This window comes from Acidimicrobiales bacterium (assembly GCA_016716005.1).
Classification (GTDB): domain Bacteria; phylum Actinomycetota; class Acidimicrobiia; order Acidimicrobiales; family JADJXE01; genus JADJXE01.
Genome location: JADJXE010000001.1, coordinates 1,878,296 through 1,894,899, shown reverse-complemented (window position 1 = coordinate 1,894,899; position 16,604 = coordinate 1,878,296). Strand labels below are relative to the sequence as shown.

17 protein-coding genes and 1 pseudogene are annotated in these 16,604 nt (G+C 74.6%); 12 read left to right on the top strand and 6 right to left on the bottom strand.

Going from position 1 to position 16,604, the window contains the following annotated elements; all coding sequences use genetic code 11:
• The first annotated feature begins 12 nt into the window (after positions 1-12).
• From IPM45_09280 to IPM45_09265, 4 genes are all read left to right on the top strand, one after another.
• A complete protein-coding gene (locus IPM45_09280; GenBank protein MBK9179744.1) occupies positions 13-582 on the top strand; it encodes a carboxymuconolactone decarboxylase family protein in 570 nt (189 codons plus the stop codon).
• Complete coding sequence (locus IPM45_09275; protein MBK9179743.1) at positions 579-1,409, top strand: radical SAM protein; 831 nt, start codon at positions 579-581, stop codon at positions 1,407-1,409. The genes IPM45_09280 and IPM45_09275 overlap by 4 nt, the downstream gene beginning before the upstream one ends.
• Before the next feature lie 153 nt (positions 1,410-1,562).
• Positions 1,563-2,090 carry a TQO small subunit DoxD gene (locus IPM45_09270; protein ID MBK9179742.1) on the top strand — a complete coding sequence of 176 codons (528 nt, stop codon included), beginning with the start codon at positions 1,563-1,565 and terminating at the stop codon, positions 2,088-2,090.
• 13 nt (positions 2,091-2,103) lie between these two features.
• A complete protein-coding gene (locus IPM45_09265; GenBank protein ID MBK9179741.1) occupies positions 2,104-2,523 on the top strand; it encodes a hypothetical protein in 420 nt (139 codons plus the stop codon).
• Between the two features lie 173 nt (positions 2,524-2,696).
• Here the strand turns inward: IPM45_09265 and IPM45_09260 are convergent, their stop codons facing one another.
• Positions 2,697-3,752, bottom strand: coding sequence for an NAD-dependent epimerase/dehydratase family protein (locus IPM45_09260; GenBank protein ID MBK9179740.1), 1,056 nt, complete (start codon positions 3,750-3,752; stop codon positions 2,697-2,699).
• A 1,080-nt stretch (positions 3,753-4,832) separates the two neighbouring features.
• Between IPM45_09260 and IPM45_09255 the strand changes: the two are divergent.
• Positions 4,833-4,913, top strand: a pseudogene (locus IPM45_09255) (polymer-forming cytoskeletal protein).
• A 162-nt stretch (positions 4,914-5,075) separates the two neighbouring features.
• Here IPM45_09255 and IPM45_09250 read toward each other — a convergent pair.
• Both IPM45_09250 and IPM45_09245 read right to left on the bottom strand, forming a co-directional pair.
• The gene (locus tag IPM45_09250; GenBank protein MBK9179739.1) at positions 5,076-5,726 is read right to left on the bottom strand and encodes a TIGR04282 family arsenosugar biosynthesis glycosyltransferase; all 651 of its coding nucleotides are present in this window, start codon (positions 5,724-5,726) and stop codon (positions 5,076-5,078) included.
• A 7-nt stretch (positions 5,727-5,733) separates the two neighbouring features.
• The gene (locus IPM45_09245) at positions 5,734-6,381 is read right to left on the bottom strand and encodes a glycosyltransferase family 2 protein (GenBank protein MBK9179738.1); all 648 of its coding nucleotides are present in this window, start codon (positions 6,379-6,381) and stop codon (positions 5,734-5,736) included.
• Positions 6,382-6,420: 39 nt separating this feature from the next.
• Here IPM45_09245 and IPM45_09240 point away from each other — a divergent pair, with 39 nt between their 5' ends.
• A complete protein-coding gene (locus IPM45_09240; protein ID MBK9179737.1) occupies positions 6,421-7,281 on the top strand; it encodes a GNAT family N-acetyltransferase in 861 nt (286 codons plus the stop codon).
• 38 nt (positions 7,282-7,319) lie between these two features.
• Here the strand turns inward: IPM45_09240 and IPM45_09235 are convergent, their stop codons facing one another.
• Together IPM45_09235 and IPM45_09230 are read right to left on the bottom strand one after the other, a co-directional pair.
• Complete coding sequence (locus tag IPM45_09235; GenBank protein MBK9179736.1) at positions 7,320-8,030, bottom strand: MBL fold metallo-hydrolase; 711 nt, start codon at positions 8,028-8,030, stop codon at positions 7,320-7,322.
• Positions 8,031-8,059: 29 nt separating this feature from the next.
• Entirely contained in the window at positions 8,060-8,716 is a 657-nt protein-coding gene (locus IPM45_09230) for a hypothetical protein (protein MBK9179735.1), read from the bottom strand.
• Positions 8,717-9,007: 291 nt separating this feature from the next.
• Here IPM45_09230 and IPM45_09225 point away from each other — a divergent pair, with 291 nt between their 5' ends.
• The 6 genes from IPM45_09225 (at position 9,008) to IPM45_09200 (ending at position 15,906) form a co-directional block, all read left to right on the top strand.
• Complete coding sequence (locus tag IPM45_09225; protein ID MBK9179734.1) at positions 9,008-11,587, top strand: cell wall-binding repeat-containing protein; 2,580 nt, start codon at positions 9,008-9,010, stop codon at positions 11,585-11,587.
• Positions 11,588-11,737: 150 nt separating this feature from the next.
• On the top strand, positions 11,738-12,823 hold the full coding sequence (locus IPM45_09220; protein MBK9179733.1) for a cell wall-binding repeat-containing protein: 1,086 nt from the start codon (positions 11,738-11,740) through the stop codon (positions 12,821-12,823).
• Positions 12,824-12,832: 9 nt separating this feature from the next.
• Entirely contained in the window at positions 12,833-13,684 is an 852-nt protein-coding gene (locus IPM45_09215) for an RDD family protein (GenBank protein ID MBK9179732.1), read from the top strand.
• Positions 13,685-13,686: 2 nt separating this feature from the next.
• Complete coding sequence (locus tag IPM45_09210; protein MBK9179731.1) at positions 13,687-14,268, top strand: hypothetical protein; 582 nt, start codon at positions 13,687-13,689, stop codon at positions 14,266-14,268.
• Positions 14,269-14,311: 43 nt separating this feature from the next.
• Positions 14,312-15,241 carry an alpha/beta hydrolase gene (locus IPM45_09205; protein ID MBK9179730.1) on the top strand — a complete coding sequence of 310 codons (930 nt, stop codon included), beginning with the start codon at positions 14,312-14,314 and terminating at the stop codon, positions 15,239-15,241.
• 17 nt (positions 15,242-15,258) lie between these two features.
• The gene (locus IPM45_09200; protein MBK9179729.1) at positions 15,259-15,906 is read left to right on the top strand and encodes an alpha/beta hydrolase; all 648 of its coding nucleotides are present in this window, start codon (positions 15,259-15,261) and stop codon (positions 15,904-15,906) included.
• Here IPM45_09200 and IPM45_09195 read toward each other — a convergent pair.
• Complete coding sequence (locus IPM45_09195) at positions 15,888-16,577, bottom strand: spheroidene monooxygenase (GenBank protein ID MBK9179728.1); 690 nt, start codon at positions 16,575-16,577, stop codon at positions 15,888-15,890. The two genes, IPM45_09200 and IPM45_09195, sit on opposite strands and share 19 nt — an antisense overlap.
• Positions 16,578-16,604: the final 27 nt, after the last annotated feature.

Sequence of the window (16,604 nt, the reverse complement as noted above, 5' to 3'; positions counted from 1 at the left end):
GAGGGGGGCCTGGTGGCACGGGTTGAGCTGATCGGCGCGGACCAGGCGCCCCTGCTGGCCCGCCCCTTCTACGCCGGCGGTGACCCCGGCGTGATCGCCGCGGCGATGGCCCAGGTGCCCGAGCTCATGGAGGTGGCCCTCCCCTTCGTGGGGCGCACCCTGGGCCCGACGGCCGTCGACGCCCGCACCAAGGAGCTGGTGATCCTCCACGTCTCCGCGCTCCTCGGGTGCCGGTATTGCGTGGCCGCGCACACCGTCGTGGCGATCGACACCGGGCTCGACCGCGACGAGGTCCGGGCGCTGCGCTGCGAGGCGCCCCTCGTCGACGTCTTCGCCGACGAGCGGGAGCGGGCGGTGCTCGCCTGGGCGGCTGCGGTGGCCGCCACCGGCCCGGTCGGCGACGACGTCGCGGCAGCCGTTCGGCGGTGGTGCACCGACGCCGAGGTGGTCGAGCTGACGCTGCTGGTCACGGCCACCATGCTCCTCAACCGCTTCTGCACGGCGCTCGACCTGCCGTCGGCGCCGGACACGCTGGCCCGCCTGGCCCGGGAGGGTTTCGCCGCTGGGGGGTCGCCGCCGTGACCGCCGTCGTCGACGCCGTGGCGGCCGGCGCGATCGGCGATCGGGTCTGGCTGTACTCCAACTACCACTGCAACCTGGCCTGCACGTACTGCCTCACCGAGTCGGCACCAGGCGTCGCCCGGCGCGAGCTGGGGGCCGAGCGGCTGCTCCGGGCGGCAGAGCAGGCCGCCGGCCTCGGGTTCGGCGCGCTCGGCGTCACCGGGGGCGAGCCGTTCCTCCTGGCGTACCTGCCCGAGACGCTCGCCCGCATGGCCGACGTGCTCCCTGTCGTCGCCCTCACCAACGCCACGTACTTCAGCGACGAGCGGCTGGAGCGGCTCTCGGCGTTCGCTGGTCGGCCGGTGTCGCTGCAGATCTCGCTCGACGCCGCCGAGCCCGACCGCAACGACCTGTTCCGGGGGCCCGAGAGCTTCCGCCGGGTGGTCGAGGCCGTCCCGAGGATCGTGGCGCGGGGCATCCGGGTGCGGATCGCCACCACCGAGCCGGCGGCCCTCGAGCCGGGGGCCATGGAGCGGCTCTGCGCCCTCCACCGCGAGCTCGGGGTGCCCGACGAGGACCACGTGGTCCGGCCGGTCGTCCGCCGGGGCCGGGCCTCGACGAACCACCTCGGTGTGCCCGTCGGGATGGCCGAGCTGCCGCCCGAGCTCACGATCACGGCCGAGGGTGCCTTCTGGAGCCCCTTCGCGGCGACGGTGCACGGGCGGCGGCTCGACACCGACCTGCTGGTCACCCGCACCACCGATCCGCTGCGCATCCCGGCCGAGGCGATGATCAGGCTCAGCGAGGGACGCCCGGCCGGAGACGACGCCACGCTGAACATCCGGTGAGCGTGACCCACCGGGGCCCGGTCGGGCCCCCAGGCACCCGTCCACCCGTCCACCCGTCCACCCGTCCACCCGTCCACCCATTCGACTGTTCGACTGTCCGACCCGTCCGAAACCGAGGGAGGCGACATGGCCCAGATCGCGGGCCCACCGGCCATGGCCCGTGCAGGCATCGACGCGCCACCGACCGACCGGGCCAGCCGGTTCTTCGTGTTCCTGCTGCGCGTCGGCCTGGGTGTGCTCTGGCTGTCGGGGGCCGGCTGGAAGCGCCCGCCCGACTTCGGGGAGTCGTCGGGCCGGGGGCTCTACCGCTTCACCGAGTACGCGGTCAGCCATCCCGTGTTCGGCCCCTACGAGTGGGTCGTGCGCGAGCTGGTGCTCCCCAACTTCGGGATCTTCGGCTGGACCGTGCTGGTGGCAGAGGCGCTGGTGGGCGCCTTCCTGATCCTCGGCCTGGCCACCCGGTTCTGGGCGGTGGTGGGGGCGCTCCAGTCGTCGGTGATCGCCCTGTCGGTGCTGTACGCGCCCGACGAGTGGCCCTGGGCGTACTACCTGATGATCCTCGGCCACCTCGCCGTGTTCGCCACCGCTGCCGGGCGAGTCGCCGGGCTCGACGGCGTGCTGCGGCCCGTGTGGGCGGCCCGCCGCTCGGCCCTCGACCGGCTGCTGCTGAGGGCGTCGTGAGGAGGGTGTCGCGATGACCGCCGTGAACCGCATCCGCCGGGCCCAGCTCTGGGTCTCGCTCCTCGCCCTGGCGATGGGCGCCCTCGGCCTCTGGCAGGCGTGGGGCCTCGGGTTCACCGACGACCGGGGGGCCCTGGTGGGGTGGCCGTCGCTCGAGCTGGCCACCGTGTCGTTCAACCCGCTCGGGGCCCTGGTCACACTGGCGCTCGGGTTCCTGGCCGTCGTGGCCGTGGTCGTGGGGGCGCGGATCCTGCTGCTGGCCGCGACCGCCGGGTTCGCGGCGCTGGCCGTGCTCTCGCTCGTGCAGGCCTCGGGTGACCCCGGCTGGTTGGGGCTCCGCGGCGGCTCGAGCTTCAGCCTCTACGTCGCGCTGGCGGTCGGCCTGTTCGTGCTCGATCGGGGCGAGCGGGCGGCGCTGGCCATCGGCGCCTGACGCCGTCGGGGTTCTTGGTCGCGCGGGCGGCGGGTGAGGCGTCGTGGGCGCGATGGGAAACGGGGGTCGGGGCTGCTGGTCGCGTTGGCGGCGGGTGAGGCGTCGTGGGCGCGATGGGAAACCCGGCTGGGGCCGCCGCCGGGCGGTGCGCCTCGCCGGCGGCGGACCGGCTCCTACACCGGGTCGCGCAGGGGGGCGGTGGCGAACTGGCGCATCCCCTCGTCGAAGCCCACCCCGGCGCGGAAGCCGAGCACCTCGGCGGCGCGGGTGGGCGAGGCCACCACGTGGCGGACGTCGCCCAGCCGGTACTCGCCGGTGACCACCGGCGGCGGCGCACCGGGCCCGAACGCGCCGGCTAGGGCCTCGGCCATCTCCCCGACGGTGTGCGGCGCGCCGCTGGCCACGTTGAACGGCCCGGTCGGTGGCGGCTCGGCGGTGAGGGCCAGCACGTTGGCGTGGGCGACGTCGGCGACGTGCACGAAGTCGCGGCGCTGGCGGCCGTCCTCGAACACCCGGGGGCTGCGGCCGGCGGCCAGGGCGCTGCGGAAGATGCTGGCCACCCCGGCGTACGGGGTGTCCCTCGGCATCCGCGGCCCGTACACGTTGTGGTAGCGCAGCGCGCTCACCGGCACGCCGGCCTCGCGCCCGAACACCCACGCCAGGTGCTCGGTGTGCACCTTGGTGGCGGCGTACACGTTGCGGGGGTCGAGGGCGGCGTCCTCGGCGATGGCCATCGGCTCGAGCGACGCCCCGCAGGTGGGGCACCTGGGCTCGAACCGCCCGGCCTCGAGGTCGGCCACCAGGCGCGGGGCCGGCCGGCGCTCGCCGTGATCGGCGCAGCGGTAGCGGCCCTCGCCGTAGACGACCATGCTCGAGGCGACCACCAGCCGCCCGCGGAAGCGGGCCCGCCACAGGGCCCGCAGCAGCACCGCGGTGCCGAGGTCGTTGTCGTGGACGTAGCGGGTGACGTCGTCGAAGTCGAGACCCAGGCCGACGCGTGCCGCCTGGTGGCAGACCGCGTCGACCCCGCGGACCGCGTCGGCCACGGCGCCGGCGTCGGCGAGGTCGGCGCGGCGGTGGTCTGCGGCGGGGTGCAGGTAGTCGGGCTCGCCCCGGTGGGCGGCCGGGTCGAGCGAGTCGAGCACGACGACGTCGGCACCGGCCTCGACCAGCTCGTCGACGACGTGGCTGCCGATGAACCCCGCACCGCCGGTGACGAGCACCTTCACGGCCGGGTGCCTACCACGGCGAGCGGAGCGCGGCCTGCAGGGCCACGCCCAACGCGAGCTGCACGGCCAGCCACCAGCGGGCGCCGCGCCCGGGGAGCGCGCAGCAGGCCACCATCACCAACGGCACGAAGGGCTGCCAGATGCGCTCCACCTCGCCCTTCGACAGGCCGGACAGGTCGGCCACGGCGACGGCGACGAGGGTGCCGCCCACCAGCAGCCACGCACCCCGGTCACGGAGGCGGGCCAGGGCGGCGGCCGTCGCCGGCCCGATCGCCAGTGCGAACACCGCCAGGTTGGCGACCACGAAGTACCCGTAGGGGCGCACTCGTGCCAGGCCGTCGGCGTACTCGGCCCGCGTCGCCGCGAGCCCGTCGGGCCACCAGAAGCCCCAGGCCGCGGGGAGGGCCACCACCGCGGCGGCGACCACCGCGGCCACCGCGAGGGCCCGCACCCGGCGCCGGGCCACGGTGACCGCGGCGATCGGGACGGCGAGGAGGGCCAGCCCGTAGGAGAGGAGGAGGCCCGCGCCGAGGGCGGCGCCACCGGCCGCGGCCAGGCCGTCGGCGCGCCGCCCGTCGCGCCCGGTGGCCACCACCACGAGGGCCACGGCCAGCGCGCCCATGCCGGCGTAGAGGGCGTCGGCGTTGGTGGCCCAGACGGCCGCCGGCGCCAGGGCGACGAACAGCGACGCCCGCCGGGCGGCGTCCTCGCCGGCCAGCTCGCGCAGCGCCACCAGGGCGGCGACGACGGCCAGCGCCCCGCCGGCCAGCACGAGCGCGAGCGCCGGCCCGGTGCCGCCCAGCCCGAGGCGGTCGAGCACCCACAGCACCAGCACCGTCCCCGGTGGGTGGCTCTTCACGTGAGTCGGGTAGCCGGGCAGGGCCGCCACGAAGCCTCGGAGGAACCGGCCCGGTGAGCCCACCAGCGCGACGGCGGCGAGGTGGTCGAAGCGGGAGCCCAGCGAGGCCTCGAGGCCGGCTCGCCCGTCGACGGCCCCCAGCGCCAGCACCCAGGCGGCATGGGCGCCGGCCGCCACCGCGAGCAGTGGGCGCCAACGCAGACGGCGACCGACGGGCGGGCCCCACGCCACCGCCGCAGCCGCCAGCCCGGCCGGCACCACCAGCACCCACGACCGGCGCGGCTCCCATTCGCCGACGAGGGGCACGGCCGAGAACCCGTAGGTCCGCCCGGCCCGCTCGACCACCGCCAGGCCCCACAGCCGGACGAACACCAGCAGCGCCACCCACCCGGCGACGGCCGCCCCGGTCACCAGCGCCGTGCGGTGGTGACGCCGGACCCGCCGCGCGGCGGCCGGTGGAGCGGTCACCTCCGGGCCAGGAGCGGGGCGAGGGCCGCGGCCATCCGGGCGAACCGGGTGCCCGGAGCGGCCGCCGCGACGGCTCGGAGGTCGTGCACGTCGTCGACGTCGTGCAGCGTCGGCAGCTCGGCGACGCCCAGCCCGAGCTGCTCCAGCCGCCGGCGCTGGGCGGTGCCGGTGTCGGGCCGGCTCATGGGCACGCCGTCGAACACGCCGGGCACCGCCCGGCGGAGGCCGATCGCCCAGTACCCGCCGTCGTGGGCGGGCCCGAGCACGGCGTCGACCCCGGGCCGCGACAGCGCCGCCAGGGCGTGCCCGAGGAGGGTGGGAGTCACCTGCGGGGTGTCCATGGCGATCACGACCAGGGGTGCGCCCACGTCGGCCACGGCCCCGGCCAGGCGCTCGCCCAGGCCGCCGGATCGCTGGGGGACCACGTCGAAGCCGGCCGGCAGCCACCCGTCGGCGTCGCCGTCGAGCACCACCACGTGGCGGCCGGCGGGGGTGGCGGCCGCCGCGTCGAGCGTGTCGAGCAGCGCGGCGCGGGCCAGCGCGGCCGCCTCCTCTGGCGTGCACGGCGGGCAGAGGCGCGTCTTCACCCGTCCCGGCGACGGCTGCTTGGCCAGCACGGCGAGCGCAGGTCGGCCGCCGTCGACGATCCGCACGTCATGCCTCCCGGAGCAGGCGCTGCATGTCCTGCACGGCGCGCGCCGTCCCCCGGATGGTGCCCGTGACCTTGGAGCGCCCCGCCCGGGCCCGGTAGGGAACGCCCACCTCGCCGATGCGCCAGCCGGCCCGCGCCGCCCGCAGCACCATCTCCAGCGGCCAGCCCGAGCGGCGGTCGGCGATGCCCAGGGCGAGGAGCCCCTCGCGCTGCGCCGCCCGCATCGGCCCGAGGTCGGTGAGGGCGATACCGGTGCGGCGGGCGACGGTGCGGGCGAGGTACCGGTTGGCCAGCCGGGCGTGCGTGGGCCACGCCCCCCGGTCGGCGAGCCGCGCGCCCAGCACGAGGTCGGCGCAGCCGGCGGCTACCGGGTCGGCGACCGCGGGAAGGTCGGCCGGGTCGAGCGACGCGTCGGCGTCCATGAAGCACACGACGGGGGCGGTGGCGGCCTGCAGGCCGGCCCAGCACGCCGCCCCGAACCCCCGTCGGGGCTCGGCGACGACCTCGGCACCCAGGGCCCGGGCCACCTGGGCGGACCCGTCGGTCGAGCCGTTGTCGACCACGATGGGCCGGTAGCCGTCGGGCATCCGCCCCAGCACCCACGGCAGGGCGAGCGCCTCGTCGAGCACCGGGAGCACCACGTCGGGCACGGCGCGAGTCTGCCCGGTCCGCACGGCATGATCGCCGCCGTGGATCCCGTCCCGGCCGAGCGCACGTCGCCGCCCCGCCGGGCGGCGGCCCTGGCCCGGGTGGCCGCGGCGCAGGCCCGCATCTCGATGGTCGAGGTGGTCGACCCGCCCGGCGTGGCGGCGGCCGAGCGGCTGCTCACCGAGATCTGGGGGAACCCGCCCGAGCGGTCGGTGCTGCCGAGCAACGTGCTCCGCGCCCTGCAGCACTCCGGCGCCTACGTGTTCCTCGCCCGGGCCGGCGACCTCGACGTGGGGGCGTCGGTGGCGTGGTGGGCCGTCGACGCCGGCCGGCTGCACCTGCACTCGCACATCACCGGGGTGGTGCCCGGCGTGGCCGGGCGGGGCGTCGGCCGGGCGATCAAGCTCCACCAACGGGCCTGGGCCCTCGAGCGTGGCGTGGAGGTGATCCGGTGGACCTTCGACCCGCTGGTGCGCCGCAACGCCTTCTTCAACCTGACCCGGCTCGGGGCGACCGCCGAGCGGTACCACGTCGACTTCTACGGGTCGATGCCCGACGCCGTCAACGCCGGCGACGAGACCGACCGCATCGAGGTGGCGTGGTGGCTGGCGTCGTCCGGGGTGGACGCCGCGGTGGCCGTCACCACCGGAGGGCCGTCGGCCGAGGGTGCCGCGTGCGTCCTGCTCGACGACCACGGCGAGCCGGTGGTCGTCGGCTCCGCCGGGGCCGAGCGCACTGCCTGCGCCACCCCACCCGACGCCGTCGCCCTGCGCTCGACCGACCCCCGGCTGGCCCGCCGGTGGCGCCACGCGCTGCGTGACGTGCTCGGCGGGGCGATGGCCGACGGCTGGCGGGTCGACGGCTTCACCCGGTCGGGCTCGTACCTCCTGCGGCGCCCCTAGCCGGGCCCGCACCTCCTGCGGCGCCCCCAGCGCCGGGCTCAGCGGCCGAACATGGTGAGCCAGGCCTCCCTGGTGGTCGGCTTGAACACCATGTTCATCTCTCTGGTCGCGCCGATCGTGGCCGAGCCGGCGAGGGAGTAGCGGTGGCCGGGGTACACCACGACGTCGTCGGGCAGGGCGGCCAGGCGGTTGAGGCTGTGCCACATCTGCTCCGGGTCGCTCCCGGGTAGGTCCGTGCGGCCGCACCCCTCGAGGAACAGCGTGTCGCCGGCCACCAGGCGCCCGTCGACGAGGAAGCACTGGCTCCCCGGTGTGTGGCCCGGCGTGTGCAGGAGCTCCACCGGCACGTCGCCCACCAGCACGACGTCGCCGCTCGCATGGCGCACCAGGTCGGTCTCGGAGACCCCGGTGGTGCGCTTCACCCACTCGGCCTCGGCCTCCTGCACGTGGATCCGCACCCCCTGCATCTCCAGCAGGTCGCGCACGCCCTGGATGGTGAGGCCCATCATCGAGCCCCCCACGTGGTCGGGGTGGTAGTGGGTGGCCAGCACGCCCGTCACCCGCAGCCCCTCGGCCCCGGCGGCGTCGAGCAGCTCGCCCACCGAGTAGGCGGGGTCGACGAGGAGCGCGTCGCCCGTCTCCCGGTCGCCGATGAGGTAGGCGAAGTTCACCATCTGGCAGGCCACGGGATCGTCGACGGCGAAGTCGCGACCCGAGAGCAGCTGGCGGAAGCAGAGCCGTCCGGACATCGCGCCGAGGGTACCGGCGGGCTCGCGGATCAGCCCGCCGTCGTCGTGTCGGTGGGCGCCGTGGGGCCGGTGCTCCCCGTGGTGGTGTCGGTGCCCTCGGTGGTAGTGGCCTCCGGGGCACCGCTGGCCGCCGCGAACTCCTGGCACGGCTCGGAGGCGTTGAAGGCGTCGTTGAGCTCGGCCGGGATAGGTGCTGGGTCGCCGTTGAGCACCTGGAACGCGCTCTGCATCACCACGATCACCGCGCCCGACTCGAACAGGACCTCCTCGGTGGCCTGCTCCGGCGCGGCGATGTAGTCGTAGACGTCCTGGAGCTGCCGCTGCGCCTTCTCGAAGGCCCGGCGGTACCGATCGGCGGTCTCGGCGCCGCCGTTCACGTCGGGCGGGCCGGTGGCGTCCAGCAGCTCGACGACGCCGACCACGGTGGCCTGGAGGTCCTCCAGCTGGGCCAGCACCGCGGTGCGGGCCTCCTCCGTCCCCTGGGGCCGGTCGGAGGCGTCGGTCACGGCGGCCATCTGGTCGGGGAGGGGGAGCAGGGCGGTGCACAGCGCGTCGGCGAAGTCGGACGCGGGGACGGTCGTCGGGCTGGCGGTGGTGTCGCTGGTGCCGTCGTCGTCACCGCTGCACGCCGCGGCCACGAGCGCCACGCCGAGCACGAGGGTCGCGAGCCGGCCGAGAAGGTGCATCCGCATAGGGGACGTAGGCTATCGGAGCCCTCACCGGCCCCGGTCGCGACGTCTCCCACGTGCGGTGATCTCGCCCAAGGGGGGTCTGCGACGCTAAGGTGTCACGACCCGGGTGTCCGGGCAGTTACACAGGTGGGTCCGAGACCGCATGCCGGTCGTGGGCCCGTCAGTGCCGTGTTGTTACGACAAGAGGAGAAAGACTTGCGGAAGCGGAAGATGCTTCTGGGTGGTCTGGCGTCTGCTGGAGTGTTGGCGGGTTTGGTCCCGTTGGCGGCTCCTGCGGGTGCGGACGTGCCCACGCCGGCGTTCTGGCCTGACGGTCCGAGCATCGGTGCGACGGCGTACACCTTGCGGATGCAGGGTGACAACCGTTACGAGACAGCGGCGTCGATCGCCATGGTGACGACGTTGAACCTCAACAAGGGTAGTGGCTATCCGTTCGAGCAGGTGACGCTGGGCATCAACGCCCGGGGTAACGACAACGTGCCGACGGAGACCTACGGGTTGTCGACGTGCCCGGAGACGATCCACATCGCGGCTGGTGACAATCCGGCTGATGCGTTGGCGGCGTCGGGTGTGAAGGGCATCACCAACCTGCCGTTGGGTGACACGGGTGTGTTGACCAACGTGACCAATGCGTTGGTGCTGTTGACGGACGCGGCTCGGGGGAACCCGGGTGCGGTGTTGAACCCGCGTACCCGTACGGCGTTGTTGACGATCCGTGACAACTGCCAGAAGCCGTTCAACGCCGTCATCCTGGGCGGCGAGGCGGCGGTGTCGGTGACGGCTGCGGCCGAGGTCGACGCCATCGCCAACGCGGTGGCTCGGGTGGACGGTTCGGGTCTGCAGGCCTCGATCGAGGCGGCCACGGGTGTGACCATCCCTCTGGATCGGTATGCGACGGCGGCGGAGCTTGCTCTGTTGTTGTTCCAGGCCGAGTCGCCGGGTGGCGCTCCTGGTGGGTTGCCCGACATCGACGTGTACGACGCGACGGTGAACGACAACGGGACGTGGGCTCTGGAGGGTGATGACACTCCGGACGACACGTTCGCGGATGCGGTGTTCCTGGCTGAGGGCACCAAGGGTGCGGATGCGTTGGCGATCGGGCCGGTGGCGGCGGCGTACAGCTCGCCGGTGCTGTTGACCCGTTCCGCTGAGCTGCCGGTGGCGACGCTGGCGGCGTTGACGGTGATGAACCCGCGTTCGATCATCACCGTGGGTGGTGAGGCTGCGGTGTCCCAGGATGTCTTGGATGCGGCCGTGTCGGCTGCGGGTGAGACGGGGGACTTCACGCCTGACGTGTTGCGGGTGGCGGGCCCTGACCGCTACTCGACCTCGGTGGGTGTGGCCGCGGTGTTGGCCGGCGTCCAGTTCGGTGACACGGGCACGCTGTTCGGGTTCGCTCGTTCGGACCGCAACGACGGTACGGACGCGGTGGACGCGCTGGCTGGTGCGGCGTTCGTGGACAACGTGTGGCTGGCCGGTGTGAGTGCGCCGACCCGTCAGGCTCCCCCGATCGAGCGCAATGGTGCTCTGGGTGGGGATCTTCGGGGTCCGAACACGCTCATCGGTGGGTCGACGTTCCAGCCGGGTGGGATCGTGCCGATCCTGTTGGTGAAGCCGGGTACGGCGACGGCGTCGGGTCTGTCCAACGCGGTGGCCACGTATCTGGCTGATCTGTATCCGGATCCGACGTCGACGTCGGAGAACCCGACGGGCAACCAGGGTGGCTTCGGCTATGTGTTCGGTGGGACGGCTGCGATCTCGGCCGGGACCGAGCAGGCCATCGGCACGCTGTTGTCGGGTGGGACGTATGCGCCGGCTCAGATCGATTCGGATCTGGTCCGCTACAACGGTGCGACCGACATCAACCCGTCGGCCACGGTCAACGACATCTTCTTCACCGACCTCGGCTTCGGCTTCCTGGCCATTTCGGGCTCGGCCTCGAACGATGGCGGTGGTGTCGACCTGAACCAGTCGACCCCGGCTGGCCTGCCGGTCGGTCCGAAGATCTGCGTGTACCGCGACGGTCTGCTGGGTGTGGCCCGCATCGCCGAGTACTCGGCTGCGGGTGACTTCATGCGGTCGGTGCCGGTGGACTACCAGAACAAGCTGAACGCGCCGGTCGACAACAACAGCCGCTCGGTGTGGACGCCGTTCCAGAGCCGGTTCACCTGCATCGACGCCTTCGGGCCTCCTGGTGCGGGTTTCGCTCCGGTGCTGCCCAACCCGGCCGGTGGTGCCACCTACGCCGGTGGTGCGCTGGTGTACTTCCAGTCGCTGTCGGGCAACGAGGCGCAGTTCAACGGCAAGTCGATCAGCACGCCCCAGCAGCAGATGGCTCTGGGCACGGTGGTCGCCCCGCTGCTGCCGGACAACGCGGCCACGTCGGGTTGGCCCTACGCCCAGCTGGGTCAGGGCAGCACGTCGAGCAACACGGTCCGCTACACCTTCGGGGGCGGCTACTTCCCCGCCGGTGCGTTCGGCTTCGCCACTGCGGTGATCAACAACTTCCGTGGGATCGGTCTCAACAACACCGAGACCGGCTTCGTGGAGGTCACCGTGACCCGCCGTGGGATCGGCACCTCGCCGGCCCAGAACGCCGTGTCCATCACCGGCCGCATCGTGTTCAACGCGGTCGCCGGCTCGGCGTTCCCGGGTGGTCTCACCATCAACTTCAAGGCTGAGACCGACTACCCGCTCGACCTCCCGATCGGGGTCTTCGGCCCCAACCAGGCGTTCAGCGGCGAGTACTCCGTCGGCCCGTCGGGCTCCGGCCCCACCGGCGGCATCATGCTGCTGTTCAGCAAGATCACGCCGGCCACCCAGGCCCCGGTGCTGTTCCTCATCTCCACGATGGGCAACGCCTGATAGCAACGAACGCCTGATCCCTCAGGTGTGACGCACGAGGGGGCGCCCCACGGGGCGCCCCCTCGGCGCGTCCCGGCACGAGACCGGCCCGGCAGGCTACGGTCCGGCCTGCTACACAGCCAGGGAGCCACCCGACGAGGAGGGAGCCACATGGTCCCGAGGAAGCACGTGCTGCGGGCAGTGATCGCGGCCGGGATGCTGGCGGCCGGTCTGGTCCCGGCGGTGGCCGCGGCCGACACCCCGGCCCCCGACGGCCGGGCCCAGGTGGCCGCGTCCACGTTCGTCTCGCGGATCTCCGGGCCCGACCGCTACTCGACGGCGGCGAGCATCTCCGCGTTCCTGTTCGACCCCGGGGCGAGCCGCCCCTCCGCGGTGTACGTCGCCACCGGCGAGAACTACGCCGACGCCATCGCCGCCGGGCCCGCGGCCGCCAACGACCGGGTCCCGCTCCTGCTCGTCACCAAGAACTCGGTGCCGCAGGCGACCAGGGAGGCCCTGGCCTCGCTCCGACCCCAGGAGATCCGGGCCCTCGGCGGCACGGCCGCCATCGCCGACAGCGTGCTGGCCGAGCTGGGCGTGTACACCGACGGCATCGTGTACCGCTACAACGGGGCCGACCGCTACGAGACCGCAGTGATCCTCATGCAGGACCAGTTCGGCCCGGGCGAGGAGAACGCCAACGACACCATGTGGATCGCCGCCGGCAACGACTTCGCCGACGCCATGATCGCCGGAGGCATCGCCTCGTTCTGGAACGACCCGATGCTCCTCGTGCCGCCGGACGGTCCCCTGCCCGGCTCGGTGGCCTCGTTCCTCGACGCGCTGCGGCCCGTTGACATCATCATCGTCGGCTCGACCGCCCAGGTGTCACCGGCGATCGAGGCCCAGCTGCGGGGCTTTGCCGCCGAGCGGCTCATCCGCATCGGCGACCCCGACCTCTACACCCGCAACGTGGCCGCCTACGACGTGTACCCGGTGGGCCCCAGCTCGGTGAGCAACGCCATCATCACCACCGGGCTCAACTGGCCCGACGGGCTGGGCGGCACGGTGCTGGCCGGCTTCCCGCCCCGCGGGCCGCTCTTCCTCGTGCCGGGCACCTGCATCCCGCCGGTGGTGGCGGTGCGCCTGTTCGCCGAGGGCATCGGCTACCTGTCGGAGAACCCCAACGACATCCTGTACATCCTCGGGGGGCCGGCCGCGGTGTCGCCCGCCGTGGAACAGGGTGCGATCTGCTGAAGGGCGACCATGGGCCAGTGGTACTACGCGCAGGGCGGCCAGACCGCCGGGCCGGTCGACGACGACGGCCTGCGACGCCTCGCCTACGAGGGCAGCCTCGAGCCGGCCAGCCTGGTGGTGCCCGTGGGCGGGTCGGCGTGGGTGCCGCTCGCTCAGCACGAGGCCGCGCTCGGCCTGGTGCGTGACGCCACCGGGCGCTACTCGATCGCCGCGGCGGCCGCCCAGGCCAGCGGGGCGGCTCCTCCGCCACCCGGGCCCGCTCCCGCGCCCGCGCCCGGGGGGCCCTGGGCGGCGCCACCCCCCGGCGGTGGCGCGCCGCCGGGCTACGGCCCCCCTCCCGCCGGCTACGGTCCGCCGCCGGCCGGGTACGGCGCGTACGGGGCGTACGGGGCGGGCCCGGTCTCCGACTTCGGGCGGCCCCTGGCCACCTGGGGCAAGCGGGCCCTCGCCCTCATCCTCGACGGGTTCATCATCGGGATCCCGCTGAACCTGCTGGTCGCCCTGGGCGGGGGGTTCGAGACCGAGACGAACAACGCCGACGAGGTGTCGGTGAACGTGGGCGTGAGCGGCATCTGGTTCCTCATCCTGCTGGTGGTGCCCGTGCTGTACTACGCCCTCCTCAACGGCGGCCCCAAGGGCCAGACGGTCGGCAAGATGATCATGAAGATCCAGGTGCGCGACGCCGCCGGCGGGGGCCCGATCGGGGTGGGCAAGGGGTTCCTGCGCTACCTGGTCATCCTCCTGCTTGCGATCCCCTGCGGGATCCCCCTGCTGATCGACTACCTGTCGCCCCTCTGGGACGCCAAGCGCCAGGCCTGGCACGACAAGGCCGTCAGCAGCGTGGTCGTCGACGCGGCCTGACCATGGCCGTGCGCTGGCTGGCACGACCCGCCAGGAAGCCGTCGCCCGACGAGGTCCGGGCCCGCCTGGGCGCGGTGGTGGCCGACTCGTTCCCGGACCGGGGCCTGGTGGTGGGGGACGACCCGGAGACGGTCTGGCTGGCCTGGCGGGACGGCCCGGCCCCCAGCATTGTGCGCGACGCCGTGGGCGACCTCTCGGGCTGGGCGTGGCTGGCGGTGGCCCCCGACGTCGAGGCCCCCCCGGCCGGGGCCGGCCGGCCGAACGTGGTGTGGGCCCGGCGCTCCTACTCCGAGCGGGCCCTCGCGACCGCCGTGGTGCGCTTCCACGCCAGCCGGGGGCGTCACGCGACCATGGCCGACGAGCGCGACCGCGAGCTCGTCGCCGCCCTCCTCGACGAGGACGACCCGGCCGTCAGCGGCTACCCGATCGTCGACGCCATCGTCGACCGGCTGCTCGAGGCTCCGGACCCGGACCCGGACCCGGCCCCGGCCGGCGGCCCCGGCGCCATCGAGCGGCTCTCGGCCCGGCTCCGGTACCTCGGGTACGACAACCTGTGGGGCCAGGCGTACCAGCAGGTCACCTGACATGGTCACCTGAATGGTCACCTGAGCCGGTCGCCCGGCCCCTATCCTCGCCGGCGTGACCGTCATCGACGACGAGGTCGTCACCTTCCCCGGAGCCCGCCGACCCGACCGCTCCCGCCGCGTCGACCTGGGAGGCCTCGGGCTCGCGGTGCACGAGTGGGGCGACGAGGCAGCCCCCGTGCTGCTGGTGGCCCACGGCGGGTTCGACTTCGCCGGCACGTTCGACGTGTTCGCCCCGCTCCTCGCCGACGGCGGCTGGCGGGTCGTGTCGTGGGACCAGCGGGGTCACGGCGACTCCGAGCACGCGGCCCTCTACTCGTGGGAGGCCGACGTGCGCGACGCGGTCGCGGTGCTCGACTCCACCGGGGCCGCGTCCGCCCCCGTGCTCGGGCACTCCAAGGGCGGCGGGCTGATGATGCAGCTGGCCGAGTCGTGCCCGCACCGGGTGCGGGCGGTCGTGAACCTCGACGGCCTGCCGTCGCGGCGCCACCAGCCCGACGTGGCCGACCGGGAGCGCACCCGCCTGCTGGCGTCCGAGCTCGAGGGGTGGCTCGACCATCGCCGCCGCGCCCGCGAGGCCATGCGCAAGCCGGGCACGATCGACGAGCTGGCCCGACGGCGGGCGCGCATGAACCCCCGGCTCTCCCTCGACTGGCTGCGGTACCTGGTCACGATCGGGGCACGCCACGATCCCGACGGCTGGCGGTGGAAGATCGATCCCGCCCTGCGGTTCGGCGGCTTCGGCCCCTGGCGCCCCGAGTGGGCCCTGTTCCGCATGGCCGGCCTCGGCGTGCCCTTCCTCGGCGTCCTCGGCCTGGTGACCGAGGAGATGGGCTGGGGGACGGTCCCGGCCGACGTGGAGCCCTTCCTGCCGCCGGGTGCCCGCTTCGTCCCCCTCGCCGACACCGGGCACTTCGTCCACATCGAGCGTCCGCGCCTCGTGGCCGACCTGGTGCTCGAGTTCCTGTCGTGACCGCGCCCGCCCCGTCGGTGACGTACCTGGAGCACGTGCGCGTGCGCCTCGCCCTGCACGAGCTGCGTGGTGGCCCCGGCCCCGTCCTGTTGCACCTGCACGGCCTGGGCGAGCGGTCGCCCGGCGCGCTGCCCGACCACCTGGCCGCGTGGCCGGGGTCGGTCCACGCCCTGGATCTCACCGGCCACGGCGCCTCGAGCGTGCCGGCCGGCGGGGGCTACACCTGCGAGGTGCTGATGGGCGATGCCGACACCGCCCTGGCGCACCTCGGCCCGGCCACGGTGTTCGGGCGGGGCCTCGGCGCCTACGTGGCCCTGCTGATCGCCGGGGCCCGCCCGCACCTGGTGCGGGGAGCGATCCTCTCCGACGGGCCCGGTCTCTCCGGCGGCGGCGCCACCGCGTCGACGCCCTCGGTCGCGGCCGTGGGGCCCAGCCCGGTCGTCCCGCCCGATCCGTTCGCGCTGGCCGAGCTCTCCCGCGACGTCCGCCCGCCCGACTACGCCACCAGCTTCGCCCGCCAGGCGGCCCAGCTGTCCGGGCTCGACGCGCCGATCTCGGTGTGCTCGGTGAACCGGCCGCCGTGGCTGGCCGCGGTGGCGTCCGAGCCCGGGGTCCAGGAGTGCACGCTCGCCGAGGCGCTGGCCTGCTACGGCTCGTCGGGGTGAGCGCCGCCGGTGAGCAGGCCGGCGAGGGGGTCGCGCCCGTCCCACGTGCCGTTGGCGGCCAGCGGGCGGAAGCGGGCGAACAGCTCGCTGCGGTACCACCCCTCGGTGCGGGTGCGCCGGATCACGTCGCGGTGGAGCGGGTCGGCGTAGGCGAAAGCCCGGACGTCGGCGGCGCCGGCCCACAGGCTGAACGTGGCCTGGAGGCCCACCGGCCACTCGCCGATCCCGACCGACGCGAGCCGCCCGGGTTGCGCCCCGAGGCGGGCGTCGACCGGGGCCACGGCGGCGCGGAACGCCCGCCAGTGCCGGGGCCGCACCGTGGCGCGGGTGAGCACGGCCACCGGCCCGGAGCCGGAGCCGGAGGCGGGGGCGGGGGCGGGGGCGGGGGCGGGGGCGAACGGCCGGCGGCCGCTCCACGTGCCGTGGGCGCTGATCGTGCGCAGCCGCACCGTCCAGGTCTCCCGGCCGTGGTCGGCCCAGCGGGCCGCCACGGGCGAGCCGGCCAGGAAGCCGTCGAGCGCATCCTCGCTGTCCCACGCCGCCAGCAGCGCCCAGCGGCAGAGGTCCGCCCCCGGGGCGGTCGACTGGCCCCGGCCGGTGCCGAGGAGGCGGGCGAAGCGCAACCCCGCGGTGCGGGCCAGCACGGGGCGGTCGAGGGCCATGCGGGCCATGGCCGCCAGCGCCGGCCGGCCGGGCGG